This window comes from Paenibacillus sp. 11B, assembly GCF_030487755.1.
Classification (GTDB): domain Bacteria; phylum Bacillota; class Bacilli; order Paenibacillales; family Paenibacillaceae; genus Paenibacillus; species Paenibacillus vandeheii.
The window spans coordinates 167,971-181,669 of record NZ_JAUKNS010000006.1; the positions used below are offsets into that span (position 1 = coordinate 167,971).

General features: G+C 40.8%; 18 protein-coding genes. 2 read left to right on the forward strand and 16 right to left on the reverse strand.

The window, feature by feature from the left end:
- Positions 1–112: 112 nt before the first annotated feature.
- From Q0V21_RS24785 to Q0V21_RS24795, 3 genes are all read right to left on the reverse strand, one after another.
- Positions 113–967 carry an aldo/keto reductase gene (locus Q0V21_RS24785; protein ID WP_301881045.1) on the reverse strand — a complete coding sequence of 285 codons (855 nt, stop codon included), beginning with the start codon at positions 965–967 and terminating at the stop codon, positions 113–115.
- A 166-nt stretch (positions 968–1,133) separates the two neighbouring features.
- A complete protein-coding gene (locus Q0V21_RS24790) occupies positions 1,134–2,378 on the reverse strand; it encodes a macrolide family glycosyltransferase (RefSeq protein WP_301881046.1) in 1,245 nt (414 codons plus the stop codon).
- A gap of 416 nt (positions 2,379–2,794) precedes the next feature.
- Positions 2,795–4,048, reverse strand: coding sequence for a mechanosensitive ion channel family protein (locus Q0V21_RS24795; protein WP_301881048.1), 1,254 nt, complete (start codon positions 4,046–4,048; stop codon positions 2,795–2,797).
- 203 nt (positions 4,049–4,251) lie between these two features.
- Between Q0V21_RS24795 and Q0V21_RS24800 the strand changes: the two genes are divergently transcribed.
- Positions 4,252–4,974: a hypothetical protein gene (locus tag Q0V21_RS24800; protein WP_301881049.1), complete on the forward strand. Its 723-nt coding sequence runs from the start codon at positions 4,252–4,254 to the stop codon at positions 4,972–4,974.
- Positions 4,975–5,714: 740 nt separating this feature from the next.
- On the opposite strand, the gene Q0V21_RS24805 is transcribed toward Q0V21_RS24800, so the two are convergent.
- The 8 genes from Q0V21_RS24805 to Q0V21_RS24840 all read right to left on the reverse strand — a co-directional run bounded on the left by Q0V21_RS24805 (position 5,715) and on the right by Q0V21_RS24840 (position 9,569).
- The gene (locus tag Q0V21_RS24805) at positions 5,715–6,287 is read right to left on the reverse strand and encodes an ATPase (protein WP_301881050.1); all 573 of its coding nucleotides are present in this window, start codon (positions 6,285–6,287) and stop codon (positions 5,715–5,717) included.
- Positions 6,280–6,477, reverse strand: a complete 198-nt coding sequence (locus Q0V21_RS24810; protein ID WP_024629495.1) for a hypothetical protein — start codon at positions 6,475–6,477, stop codon at positions 6,280–6,282. Before Q0V21_RS24810 ends, Q0V21_RS24805 begins: the two co-directional genes overlap by 8 nt.
- A 653-nt stretch (positions 6,478–7,130) precedes the next feature.
- On the reverse strand, positions 7,131–7,466 hold the full coding sequence (locus Q0V21_RS24815; protein WP_301881051.1) for a YolD-like family protein: 336 nt from the start codon (positions 7,464–7,466) through the stop codon (positions 7,131–7,133).
- A gap of 13 nt (positions 7,467–7,479) precedes the next feature.
- Positions 7,480–7,773, reverse strand: coding sequence for a hypothetical protein (locus tag Q0V21_RS24820; RefSeq protein ID WP_301881052.1), 294 nt, complete (start codon positions 7,771–7,773; stop codon positions 7,480–7,482).
- A 2-nt stretch (positions 7,774–7,775) separates the two neighbouring features.
- The gene (locus Q0V21_RS24825) at positions 7,776–7,979 is read right to left on the reverse strand and encodes a hypothetical protein (protein WP_063564804.1); all 204 of its coding nucleotides are present in this window, start codon (positions 7,977–7,979) and stop codon (positions 7,776–7,778) included.
- A gap of 125 nt (positions 7,980–8,104) precedes the next feature.
- Positions 8,105–8,401, reverse strand: coding sequence for a DUF3139 domain-containing protein (locus Q0V21_RS24830; RefSeq protein ID WP_301881053.1), 297 nt, complete (start codon positions 8,399–8,401; stop codon positions 8,105–8,107).
- Between the two features lie 79 nt (positions 8,402–8,480).
- Positions 8,481–9,128 (reverse strand): hypothetical protein, encoded by a 648-nt coding sequence (locus Q0V21_RS24835; protein WP_301881054.1) that lies wholly within the window; start codon positions 9,126–9,128, stop codon positions 8,481–8,483.
- A 225-nt stretch (positions 9,129–9,353) separates the two neighbouring features.
- The gene (locus tag Q0V21_RS24840; RefSeq protein WP_301881055.1) at positions 9,354–9,569 is read right to left on the reverse strand and encodes a helix-turn-helix domain-containing protein; all 216 of its coding nucleotides are present in this window, start codon (positions 9,567–9,569) and stop codon (positions 9,354–9,356) included.
- 113 nt (positions 9,570–9,682) lie between these two features.
- On the opposite strand from Q0V21_RS24840, the gene Q0V21_RS24845 reads away from it, so the two are divergent.
- Positions 9,683–9,817 carry a hypothetical protein gene (locus tag Q0V21_RS24845; protein ID WP_256984622.1) on the forward strand — a complete coding sequence of 45 codons (135 nt, stop codon included), beginning with the start codon at positions 9,683–9,685 and terminating at the stop codon, positions 9,815–9,817.
- Positions 9,818–10,228: 411 nt separating this feature from the next.
- On the opposite strand, the gene Q0V21_RS24850 is transcribed toward Q0V21_RS24845, so the two are convergent.
- The 5 genes from Q0V21_RS24850 to Q0V21_RS24870 form a co-directional block, all read right to left on the reverse strand.
- Positions 10,229–10,969 carry a Panacea domain-containing protein gene (locus Q0V21_RS24850; protein WP_301881056.1) on the reverse strand — a complete coding sequence of 247 codons (741 nt, stop codon included), beginning with the start codon at positions 10,967–10,969 and terminating at the stop codon, positions 10,229–10,231.
- A 15-nt stretch (positions 10,970–10,984) separates the two neighbouring features.
- Positions 10,985–11,659, reverse strand: a complete 675-nt coding sequence (locus Q0V21_RS24855) for a nucleotidyltransferase family protein (protein WP_301881057.1) — start codon at positions 11,657–11,659, stop codon at positions 10,985–10,987.
- 229 nt (positions 11,660–11,888) lie between these two features.
- On the reverse strand, positions 11,889–12,683 hold the full coding sequence (locus tag Q0V21_RS24860) for an N-acetylmuramoyl-L-alanine amidase (protein WP_301881058.1): 795 nt from the start codon (positions 12,681–12,683) through the stop codon (positions 11,889–11,891).
- Entirely contained in the window at positions 12,676–13,113 is a 438-nt protein-coding gene (locus tag Q0V21_RS24865; RefSeq protein WP_301881059.1) for a phage holin family protein, read from the reverse strand. The genes Q0V21_RS24860 and Q0V21_RS24865 overlap by 8 nt, the downstream gene beginning before the upstream one ends.
- A 147-nt stretch (positions 13,114–13,260) precedes the next feature.
- The gene (locus Q0V21_RS24870; protein ID WP_301881060.1) at positions 13,261–13,698 is read right to left on the reverse strand and encodes a hypothetical protein; all 438 of its coding nucleotides are present in this window, start codon (positions 13,696–13,698) and stop codon (positions 13,261–13,263) included.
- Position 13,699 lies beyond the last annotated feature (1 nt).

The following is a 13,699-nucleotide window of genomic DNA, read 5'->3' on the forward strand; positions in this document are numbered from 1 at the left end:
AATGTCTATTCTAAGGGGTGCACTTCACATCTTTGTAGAATAGGAGGCTACGTTTCCTTTATACTCGTTTTCCTCACCTTACGGTGAATCGCACGTTTTCACATTCAGCAATTTAAAACTCTTCGTATTCACTCGGGTCCTGATTCCACAACCGTCCATCCTCACGATGATAAGAAGAGATGACTTCCATCTCCTTCTCGCTCAGCTCGAAATCGAATATATCGATATTTTCTTGCTGGTGTTGAAGAGAGCCTGCTTTGGGGATCGGAATTGAACCAAGCTGGGTATGCCAGCGCAAAATAACCTGAGTAGCCGTTTTGCCATGGGCCTCGGCAATCCGAAGGATCTTTTCATCTTTTACGATATCCTGTACAGCATCATTGCCACGCCCAATAGGACTCCATGATTCGTTCACAATACCATGCTGTGAATCCTTCTTCCGCTGATCGGCTTGGTCAAAGAATGGATGCAGCTCAATCTGATTCAAACTTGGCGCTACTCCCGTCTCCTTAATCAGGCGGTCATTATGTTCCGGAAGGAAATTGCTAACTCCGATGGAACGGATATATCCGCGTTTCTTCGCCTCAATGAGTGCCTGCCACGCTTCCACATACATATCCTGCTTCGGATTCGGCCAGTGAATCAGATATAGATCATAATAATCCAGATCTGCTCTGTATAGAGATTCCTGGATGGCTACAATCGCCTTTTCAAAGGCATGGTAACGCCCTGGCAGTTTGGATGAGATCAGCAGGTCTTCTCTGGAAACGGAGCTCTGCTTAATGGCTTTTCCAACAGTCGCCTCATTCTCATAGTTATATGCTGTGTCAATCAGTCGGTAACCTGCATCCATCGCGGATGCTATGGAATTGACACCTTTTTCTCCTTTTAAGCTATAGGTACCAAAGCCAATGGCAGGTACTTTCAAGCCATCATTCAACGTATATTCCGGGATTGTATGATTCATCTCAAAACTCTCCTTTGCGAAAGGTATACTAAGCGATATGGATAAAGTGATATGCCCTCTCGTTTATTCTACCCCTCCATACGCGGATGAATCAAATGAAAGCCACCCACCCGTTAAATGGGGGAGTGGCTTTCTCGTCTAATTTTAATAGAGGCAAGTTGCCTCTTTATTCAAGCGAAGAGATGGTCGTGGCCGATAACGACCGCTTGCCCATAAAGTTCTGAATGGCCATAGCAGCCTGCTTGTACCCGCCAGCGTCGCGTAATGTTTTCCCAATAACCTCAGCATGTTCCTTGTAGGATTCGTTGCCGAGCACCTCTAATACCGCGGTTCTCAGCACGTCGGGTGTAAGGTTATTTTTATCCACGATGACCCCTGCTCCCAGCTCCTGCACCCGACCTGCTACACGCGGCTGATCAGAGGTTAACGGGAGCATAACCAACGGAACATTGTAATACAAAGCTTCGCTTGTACTGTTCATGCCTGCATGTGTCAGAAAAGCATCTACGCCCTGCAAAACCTCCAATTGTGGAAGGTAGGGTCTGATCATGAAATTATCAGGAATGAGATCCGCAATGGGCTCCAAATCCGTATCCTTTCCCGAAGACAATATAAACTGCACAGGCAAATCCCGAAAAGCCATAAAGCACAGCTTATAGAATTCAAGATCCTTATTTAAAATGGTCCCCATCGAAATATATACCGCCTGTTTATAGAGGGCATGCAGAGATTCCTTTGCAAAGGCTGGTGCATCCTTACGGGGTAAAATAGATGGGCCGGTGAACACATAGCTGTCATCCAGCTTGTCCCCCATGGGTTGAAAATATCGGCTGGTATAGACCAGCTTTAGTTGCCCGGGATGCCCTGAAAGATCCGCCAGGGAAGGCACAGCCACATTGAACTGAGAAGCAATTTGCTGGGACATCTCGATGATGCCGTTGTATAGCTCCTTAACCTCCTCATCGTCATCCTTCAGTTGATTACCGAATCCGAGAGGCTCCACAAAAACAAAGGTCGTGGTTGAGCATACCACTGGTATACCCAGCTTTTCCCCTAAAATTTGTCCTCCCCAGCCTATTAAGGAGTCAAAAATTAAATAATCATAGGTTTCATTTTCGATCAGATTGAGAACATCCGGAATAAATCGTTGAATAATTTTTTTCAAAACCATATATAAAAATTGGTAAGGGTGCTTGATTTCAAACGGCTTCATATCCGGGTTGTTGAGCAGGGTTGCCTCGTTGAAGGAGTATGCTTTAAATTGTGCGCCTAACGCTTCAATCTTCGTCCGGTATTGTTCCGTACAACAGTAGACAACTTCATCGCCGTTCTCCACCAGTTCCTTGATTATTCCGAGCGTCGGATTGATATGCCCTTCTGCAGGCATCATTACAACTAATACACGTGCCATGAGATTCACCTCCATTAAATTTTCCAATCTTCCAAGCGGGACATTGTATTTCTATATAAATTGAACTAAAAAATAATTTACACTTGCCACTCCGATGACAGAATAACCTTCCGATCGCTGTTATCCCCAGATTTTTGTGGATTCCCTTTTTCAAAGGGTAAAATCCGGGGATAAAGGCGAACGCTCCGCTTCTTCATGTTATTTCTGTCCTCTCCGTTCTCGTGTAAATGTTTAGTTCAATTTATATAGCTTCAAAATGATAGGGTAAAACAAAATCTGGAAATCATGCCCATATAAATATACTATTAATTATTTCCAGATTTGTAAATAGTATATATGTCACTTTTTAAACAAAAAAAGCACCTTTACGGTGCTTCCTCTGCTCATTTCATATTGGATCAGGTAAATAACCTATCTCAATATCCTCTCGAATATTGCGGGCTTTCTTTTAATTGCACGATATCGTGTCCCGTTGGATTCTGGAAAGCACGAAGGCCAAATGTCGGCGCAACAGCGAAGATGTGGTCAAAGATATCCGCTTGAACCGATTCATATACCCCCCAGGTGATATCATTACTGAATGCATAAATTTCAAGTGGTAGTCCGTTATCTCCCGGTGCTAATTGTCTCACGATCAACGTCATATCCTTATGAATTTTCGGATGATTCCTTAAATATTGATGGATATATTCCCTGAATACACCCACATTCGTAAGCTGTCTACCGTTCACAATGCTTTCCGTATTAATGTGGTGTTCCGTATTGTATTCGTTAATTTCATTTAATTTGGTCTCAAGATAGTCCGTAAGATAGTGGATCTTCTGAAATTCCCCAATCATTTCCTTAGTGCAGAAGCTTATGCTGCTCGTATCAATATAGACGCTTCGCTTAATCCTTCTGCCACCGGAGACTTGCATGCCTCTCCAGTTTTTGAACGAATCCGAGATGAGCGCGTAGCTTGGAATCATCGTGATCGTTTTATCAAAATTCATAACCTTTACCGTGTTTAACGTAATATCGATGACGTCGCCGTCAGCATTATATTTGGGCATTTCAATCCAGTCACCAACACGCACCATGTCATTCGATGATAATTGCACGCCTGCCACCAGTCCCAATATGGAATCCTTGAAGACGAGCATCAGAACAGCTGATAAAGCGCCAAGTCCACTGAGAATAATCAACGGATTCTGACCAATCAGGCTCGAAATGACGATTATGCCCCCAATGATGAAAAGGACAATTTTGGCCACCTGAATGTATCCCTTAATCGGTCTGATCTTGGAGACTTCATAGGAACGATATATGGTATCAAAGGCGTTGAGCAGCGCATTTAATACCGTGATGGTTATGACGATCATATAAGTTAGAGCAGCTTTTTCAATTAAAGCTTGATAGGACGGGAAGATATACGCCGAATAATAGATGATAATTGCCGGTACGAGATGCGAGAGCTTGTGAAACACTTTTTTCTCCACAATGATTTTATCCCACGTGTACCGATTGTTGTTGACGATTTGGATAATAATCTTCAATACGATTTTTTTGGCTATAAAATTGGCCAGTATGGAGACCACAGCTATAAATACCACCATGATCATATTCGAAAGATATCCAATGGTTTGTTCACTCATGCCCGTTCCGTCTAGTTGATTTTTGATAAAGTCCATTGTATCCTCCTGACGCAGTTTATATTAACTTATTATTATAAATTACATCCTAGTACGAAGTAAATTTTCAAAATATTACAGCAAGATGCTGATGGGTAAAGTGTAGATCCTCCCCCTTCATGAGTATCACGTCACACAAATGGGCTAATGTGCATAGACTGGGGCTAAATATAAACCAGATTTATGCATTGGAGATGTGAACATTGAGTAATCCAAAAAATAAGGCGAAGACTCAGCAATTCCCCATGAAAAAACTTTCTCCCGTAAGCATGGTAACGGAGCTTCCACCCGTCCGTGGCCATTTAAGAACCTCCGCCTCAAATCCGAATAAGCCCATCCATAATGAAAAGGGCACATCATCGGCTATCGATGCCTGTGTGGATCGTGCTTTTCGTATTCCTATATTTCTGAGTACAACCAACACGGTAAATGACTTGCAAGAGCAATTTTTGAACCGTCTGATTAGGGAAATTGAAGATGCACTACTCTTTCCCCGCACATTGCCCGTTAGTGAACAATACCCGGAAAACATTCTGACGAATATACGACGCCTGGTTTTTTCAAGCTATGGATTACTCGCAATCAACTTCCGAAGATTTTTTGTTCAAATTCTCGAATCCAATGTAGGGGGGCCACCGACGACCACTCCGTTCTGGGAAGGATCGACGTTTTCGCAAATCGAGCCTGCCATGGCCTTTCAATTCGGCATTCCAATCTTATTGGTGAGAGAGAAGGGAACGGACGTCAGTAATGGAATCTGGGCCGGAGGAATCACACCTCTCAATATATTTGTTGACTGGGATTCCGACAACCAATCCGTAGACGATTTCTTTAACAGTGTTCAATGGAGAGAGGTCTTTGCCAATTGGACGGCGGAGGTAAGGGGTAATTATTTGCTTCGCACGGAACCACTATTCAATAATTAAAGTTAATTTAGTAGATTCACTGCCATTGACGATGAAATCTTTGCGTAGATTGCAATGCCGTACTCGGGAGCTTCTTTCACTGGCGCGGGTGCTTCTTAACCTCATAGACAAAGCAAAAGAGACCCTAACGGGTCTCCTTTGCTGTCTCGGATGGAGGCGAGGTGGCATCCCCCATTCGGTACTTAATTAGATGATTGCGGATTCTCTTATCTACTTATGGAGACAAAAATTGAACCTGTCATTCGAGAAAACGACAAGTTCTTTTTAATCAAACTTTTCTTGCCTTATTAAAAGTTTGAAATGTTAGAGTACAGCCTAATGCAATGGTGCTTAATAATGTAATCAAATTTGCACTACCCCGTAAGTAGTACCAAAAATTAATTGCAATGTAAAGGATCATTACAAATAACAAAATCCATTTTGTACTAGGCATTCTTTTAAGTATCAAATAACTAATTCCTATAAATAATACTAGAGCTCCAAAAGACAGTAGAATAAGGTTCAGTCCTGAAATGTATACCATTTCACACCCCTTTTTCACTTTTGATTATACTAACATATGTATAAGTTACACTCGATGGTAAGTTGTATTCGCGTTTCCGTGCATGTTGATTTTTCTTTTCAAAAATTTCCTGGAGCTGTTCGCGATTTTTAAGCATCGGGGAGTTCGAACCCCTGTCCGAAGATAACGACACATAAGCCTCTACGGGTGTAGTCACAGTTTTGATGTCACCCGAGTATCAACATCCAACCAAAACAGGATTAGCCCAAGCAGGTATGAACTCCACACAATAGATCAAGTGACCTTGCACGATTTCCGCTACAATTAAAGGTTCGTATGTATTATCAATGATGATAACTTGATCCGCAATGGCTAGAGCTGGTGTAAGGTTCTTCAATGACTCACCATATCGATAACGAATATCCTCTTCTGCAATCCAATGACCACCCTGCTCAACACGAGAAGCTACACGATCTATATGCATCTGGACATCTTGAAGGCCGATGTAATACAGGACAATTTCGTAATTCTTCTCTTTAGCGATTTCCATATGTTTCAGAACAAATGATCCAGACAATGTCGTTTCTATGGCAAAGTTCTCACCATTTTTTATGAGCGAGCGAATTCTTCTCACGGCTTCCCTTCCAGCAGACAGGTCAGCACTACGAGGATTATCTGGTTTCAACTCTCTTGCAATCTGATCGGGATCTACCAGTTCACCAAGCCAATCTCTCATTTGCATACTAAGTGTACTTTTCCCTGCTCCATTGGTTCCAGCAAACACAGTCATAACTGGTTTGGTTTCACTCATGATATTCAAACTCCTGGCGCTTCCCAGTGGCATCAAATATTATTTCGAATTTCTTACCTTCAGCATCCTCACGAACGCGTTTGTTGTTTTTTATATAATAAATAGAAGCACCCGATTCTTGAGCTTGCTTCCGCGCATGTTGATTTGCCTTCTTTAAAATTTCTTGGAGCTGTTCTCGATTCTCAAACATCTTGAATCCCCCAATCTAAATATATACTTTATTATATCATAAACAGAAAAACCACCAACCAGAACAACTGGTTGATGGCTTTTGCTTACTCTAATGGAGGCGAGGGGCATCGACCCCCATTTGGTACTTAATTTTTCATCCGACAGCAACAATAATTATTTACCTTTCTCGGATCTCACGTGCCAAATAAGAAAACCAACATTTGTGACTACTGGGGGGAGATTTTTTCAAATAACAAAAGAGACCGATTCATTAATCCGGTCTCTTCTTAATATTTTTTATAATTAAAATAGATACATATATAACTAAAATCACAAACGTAACCAGCATAATTATCGGTCTAAATATATTTACTGAATCTATCGCGTTTATGCAAATAATAGCAGTAATCAGTAATGCAATGTTCTGTATATGGTGTTTTGTTTCTTCTTTTTTTATCAAGCGGTAGCTCACTAATATCACAATGTAAATATATAAACCTAAGCCTACAAATACTGTCCAGTTTATAAGATCACCCCTTGTAATATTGTGCTATTCATAACAATAACTCCATAAACAAAATAAAGGAACCTCAGTACCAAAAAAATGCAATAGTAGGCTCCTTTATTGTCTTTAATTTGTGAAAAAAGGCATGACCAAGGCCTTACTCGTTTTTATATGCTTGCTTTAATAATCTCTTCTATTCTTGGCCAACTGTAGTCCTCTTCTCCCCGTACAAGTTTGATTCTCCTGTTTGGCTTATCGATCGATGTCACAACGCCCCTCAGCTCCTCGTCATCGAACGGATTGAATACGGTTAACGTGATTGATCTGCATTCCTGGTACGATTCAAAAATCGCTTCTTCAATGAGCTGCATTTCCTGTTCATCCAAGACAGGCTTCCCCCTTCTCTCTTGTTCCTTCTGATCCTTTAAAAATGCTTCTCGATGTTCAGGAAGAATTATGCGCGATCCCTCATATACACCATTCGCCGTCAATTTGCTTGCCACATTGCATCCCTCCTCAGTATTGGGTCCAATAGCTTAAATCGTTTGGTTGAGCTGATGTCGGTGCCTCTGGAAGCTTAGGCTTTTCCGACTCTCGTTCCCAGCCTTCCAGGATCACAATATTGGCCGTGTTAGACTTATCCTCCCAGTGTATGTATTCAGTTGTAATAAGGGTCTCCAAGGCGGCCATAACTACTTTATCCCCCTTACCCGTTTTAACAGTCAATTCATGGATTGTAGGCAGCCGACGCCGCCCACTACTGTAGTTGTACAAGATCCTCAGTACCTTCCGTTCATAATCCGTCAACATGTTTAAGCCCCCTGTGCTGTCGTCCTGATCGGATAGCATGCCAGTAAACCGGATTCGCGGAAAGTACGTGGCTGCCCCGACAATAGATCATCAGCTTTAATCATTCCGGATCGTATGCTTTTGACTTGGATACGACGTTTCGTGATCTTTCCACTTTGATCCTCGTATATGATTTCAACCAACCAACCCAAGTATTTCACTGGCATGTTTATCCCTCCAATAAGAACGTTTGTTTGCTTTTGGCTATTATATGCGAATATACGTTCGTTATTCAACAAGAAAAAAGCCCCATTGAACTTAATATTCAAATGAGGCTAATATAATGACATATTCAATTAGGATCAGGGTAGACTTGAACCCATTCCTTTCCTCCTCTATCTGTATATACATATTCTTCTGGGTCATCTTTAAATTGAACAGTGACAGGATACATCGGCATCTTACTTCTCCGAGCATGTATACTTAAGATTTCGGAACTTTCTATTCCTTTCTCATTTATCAAATAATTGCGAAGGCTTTCCTCCAAACTATGCATCTTCGACTTATAATTTAAATACCAACCGCCAGAGAGAAGGACAATAATAATAATAAGAAGAAGAATTATCCATTGAGTCTTATACTTTTTCATTTTACCTCCTAATCGCAATAAGTAATAACCAAATTATATCAAAAGGACCGTACCTAGGATACGGTCCTCTTAGCTTAATTTAATTAGCAATAAATGAACCTTTTAACACAAAATAAGTACTATTAGTGAAAATGGCAGGAAAGATTACACTTCCCCAGTCTTGATCAGAGGTATTTTTACCGATGACATCAAAATTTTCTCCATAATGAAAAGCTTGCCAAATGAATTTAGAACAGTAATTTGGGGTCATCACACTGAGTCTGTCTGAAGCTTTAATTTCATACTTCGTAACTCGACTGTAATTATTTTTTGCCCATGCTGCTGCTTTAACTCCTCGACCATCACGTGGAGTATAGATACTAAGCTTTTCACCTGGTAAATGCAACTTAGCATATGAGGTAATATCACTTGCCGCACCGCCGTTCTTTGCTGGTGTAACATGATACACCTTAAAGTCAGAACCTACGATACCAACATGACCAACAAAAAATGTTGTTTTATTCGACTTACTTGAATAGAGAATATCTCCAACTTGCATTTTGATATTTGTACCTGGATATGTAGGGCCAATCTCAGCAAAAATACCGATATCTCCATTAACATTAGTTTGAGCCTCTACTTCTGGTTCACCAGTGGTAATAGGCGATGCACTAACGCTGTTCAAATTGAAAAAGGCTCCAAAGAACAATACGGTGAAAAATGATAAACCTAATAAATACTTTTTCAAATCAATTCCTCCTTTTTTTAACAACAAATGAAATATTACATTTTATACCCAGCATGTTCAATGAGATATAAGAATCAAATTATATATAGGGCAAAACTACTAATATATAATTCTAATAGATTATATTGTAATATTATGTAGAATAATTCCTATATTTTGGTCATGAGAATAATTAAAAAATTAGTAATATAGAATAAAACTCATTAACAAAAAAGAGCAGTGAGGTTATCCCTCCTGCTCTTTTTTGTATTCAATTAACTGACCGATATCATCAAGTTCTAATGCAACCATAATTTTATTGAGGTTCTCAGGTGACCAAGCTTTAGATTTATTTTCGGTCATATCTGCGACTGTATTCCAACGTATTCCAGTCAACTTGCTCAATTGACGAGTGTTTAGATCCCTCTCTTCAATTAACTCAGCCAATTTCAACTTTAACATCTCTCTCACCTCATAATTATCATACACGTTTATAGAATATAATTCAACGATTATCGTTGACATTCAACGAATTTCGTTGTATAATTATAAATGTAAGGAGGTGAACAACAGCAATGAAAACGTTAGATTGGGTCTTGCTCCTAACAGCGATCGCAAACATGACGACGGCCATCGTCAATATGCTAAGTGCCGCTAAGAGCAAGAATAAGAAAAAAGGAACCAAACGCCGCGGACCACGCAAACGTTAAAAGTTCCCGAGTAGGCGGCTAACACAGCGCCTGCTCACCCCAATCTTAACACAGATGTAAAATAAAATGAAACTGGAGGTATGCAAAATGGATATCGCAATCTGGATTATTGCTATAGGTGGATTCGTTATCTCAGTAGCTGCTTTAATACTGTCGATCAAAAACTTCAAAAAGTAATAGAAGAGTTGGATTGGGGAATGCAATTACCTTGGAAGTATAACAGCATGGGAGACATCACATACATTTATGTGACTGGGGCAGGTAAATACTATCAAGCGGTCCGGATTGTCAGAAGGCTACTGGGCCGCAAAGCTGCAGCTGAGCTGCGGACAAACAAGCACCGGACACGTTGTGTGATAAAACTATACGGCTTATAGAAAAAAGGCCTTGCCGTTGGCAGGGCCTTTTAATTTAGACAGTCAAGTGATGAGATCCCTTTATCAAATCGTCCGTGATAAGACAATTCATTCCTTCAAGATAGACTGTATCCCAAGGACCTCCGACTTGATGAGTTTTATCCACTAATTCTCTTGCATCAAGATCAAAATATCTCCCTACCACTTCAAGGATGCATACTGTTGCTTCAACACCATCTTCTGATCCCAATACACGAACAACTGAAGCAGGTAAAGATGCACCTGTAGACAATTGGAATTCATCATCTTCCATGACAATAACAGATGAACCGTTATGGCGTTGTACTTGATATACTTCTTCTACAACAGGGCCATATTTATATGCAACAATTGGTTCACGGAATAATTTACGACCAGTTTTCAAAAGATATTCTGCATAAGCATAATAAAGTAATTTTTGAAGTTTAAGTTGTGTAACAGGCTTAATTGCTAGAATAAACTTCACAATATCATGCACATTCAATTCTTTACTCGCGGTGATTTGTCTTATAAAGACTTCCATGTCTTCTGACACAAGAACGTCCTTAAAGAAAGAATCTTTTTCCACAACTGACGTCCATGAGATTGAATCTGTAGATAATTTATGAATCCCCAAAGTTGTATGTCCACATTTTTCAACCTTGTTCATAAATTCTGCAACAATCTCCCGATCTAATTTACCTTCGGAAGCATAATGCCATCCAACCCTTTGTCCTCCAATATAATCACTTAATATTGCGACAAAATGAAAAGCCAAGATGCCCACCTCCTTTCAATGTCCTTCTTTGTATTCTTGAGGCCACTTTATGTATTCTCTTTTGCTTTTATGTTCTTTATGAGACTGTTCATTACGCTCTGCATCAATCGGATTCCAAATTTGTAATTCCCAAGGGAAATACTTATTATCTCCATTAATGTATATATGTGTTGCTTTATAATCGTCTTTACACGCGTTGTTACAATTTAGTTTATACCCAATTGATGACTTAATATCGTCAAGAAAATCATCTACATCGGTACTAGCATGATCAAAGTCATCAATCATTATTCTGAACCCGAGTAAATCATTCAGACATTTATTGATGGAAACGCCACCTTGCTCTGCTTTTGCATATCTATAGTGAAACAATTTATTGATAATCGAATCTTTTTGTTTAATTCTAAGCCTGAAATCAAAATGACGATAGTCAAAATCATAATCCATGTACACAACTTGTTTTCCTAATGCATCTTGATAATTTTGTATCAAGTCAAGGAATGAGGGATCAAATAGATGGAAGTTTTGTTGTTCTTCATCTTGATCATTCGTAATAATACTATCTATTCTTTTTTTCTTGAGATTAAGCATCTCACCCTGAACAGCTCCAATAAAGTCTCTAGAATAGGAATCATGAACAGAACAAATGTCAACTATTAACTCCTTCATAGACTCAAACGGAATTCCCAAAACAATCTCATCCCTTAGTTATAGTTCACCTTCCTTCAATAATATCATGCCTGTCAATAACCTTTCTCTTGTTAATTATACCGAACGTATGTTCTATAGTCAAGTTATTATCCTTGTCATTCTAACCAATCACATCAAAACTGAATAAATGAAAAAAAGCCCTTCACTGTTATAACGCTAGTGAGGGGCTTTTTAACGATGATATCGAATTCCAATTCCGTTACCACACTTATTCTGCTGCTTCAATCTTCTTCAATCGATCGTCCAGATCTGACACATTACCGTTGATTCCTGCAATCAGCTTCAGGATATTTTTCCTTAGTCTGTTCGTCACAATCCCGGATTCCTCTCGTGTGATCATCGCCCCAGGACGGGTGCCATCATAGTATCCATTTGCCGTAACCTCTGCCCATGCCGCTTCTGCCCACTTACTTGGCACGTTAATGTCTCTTTCCTGTGTCACTGGCTTGCCCTCCTTCGTATCTTCAACTAGTCCTAGGTATGCAACGATCCCCTGAACGTGTCCTTCAATAATCACATCAATTACATTCGCCTGCTTCAGCCGATCCGCGTCAGTGGCCACATCCACAAACAGGTTTTCCGTCAAGACTGCCGGCATTTTAGATTCGCGAACCATGTGTAAGTTCTGTGCCTTCTGTCCACGATCTATTCCGCCAAGCTTGCCCATAATAGCCTTGTGTAGCTTGTCCTGCAGCTTGATACTGTTTTCGGAAGCAGACGTAAACCGGAAGGACTCAAACCCGCCCTTACCGCCACCGGCATTACAGTGGATGGAAACCAGAATGTCTGCACCGGCTGCGTTCGCTTTGGCTGTCCGATCGCGGAGCTCCAAGAATACGTCCGTGGATCGGGAGAGTAGCACCTGCACGTTTTCATAATCCGCTTCCAATCGGTTCTTGATACCAAGCGACACCTTCAGAACAATATCTTTCTCCTGGATGCCGTTTGCCACTGCTCCTGGGTCCCTACCTCCGTGCCCTGCGTCGATCCATACTTTAAACATTTGTACCAGCTCCCTTATCGTTGTCATTGCCACCTTTGCCCTTCAGGACCTCAATTGCTTGCTTGATTACGGCCGGTATAGGCGCACCCATTTTCCCACCGTTCTCGGTGATCGATAACAATTCGTTTGCAATGTAAAAGAAGGCAACAGTGTCCCTGAACAAATGCTCATCACCAAGGATGCCGTCTACCAAGTGGCCAACCGCAACCATGGCAAAAATAAAGACCTTACGGGCAATCCCAATAAGGCCAATTTTACTTTTCAATCCTCCATTAGAACCGGCTGCTACGACACCTGTAAGATAATCAAGCACCACGAACACCAGCAATACTCCCAACACTCCAGACCATCCCCCAAATAAATAAGACACTAACCAGCTACCCAAGGCCAAAGCCCATTTCCCCACGTTCTCCAACTTCCTATCCCCCATCTATTTAATTTAAAAATCCTCTGACCACTCCAGGCACAACAAAAAACACGCTCCGCTATCGGACGTGCTGCGTCTTACAAATTCAATTGTTGGCATCCCCTCCCCCAAGACTCAGTTCTCTATTTTTCTGTCTATATATCACGGCGGTTATCCATAAGCTTCCCATGCTAAATCAGTAGTTAAATATGCGTATGGAAATCTAAAACCGCCGTTAGTTACATAGGCGTCATTAACTGGTATGGAACCTTCTACAACTCTATATAACTCCGGTGCAGTTGTTGCTCCCGTACCCCAAAACCAATTATACGTAGGCCAAGCGCCGTGCTTTATGTTTTTTGAATACGTACCATTCGTGGAGCTCAAATTATAACTGGCGTTGAATGGTCCTATAAAAATAATACTCGGCTTAAACCCTAACCCAGAAACTACAACGGAAGGCAATAATATTTCCTCCATGGTACTTCTTGTGAAAATAACTCGCCCATTCGAATCAGAAGATTTAACAATCCCAGATGCATACTTAAAGCCGCCCGGTGTCCCATCCAACCTGGAATTATCCAACAAAAAATTATCGATTATCGGCATG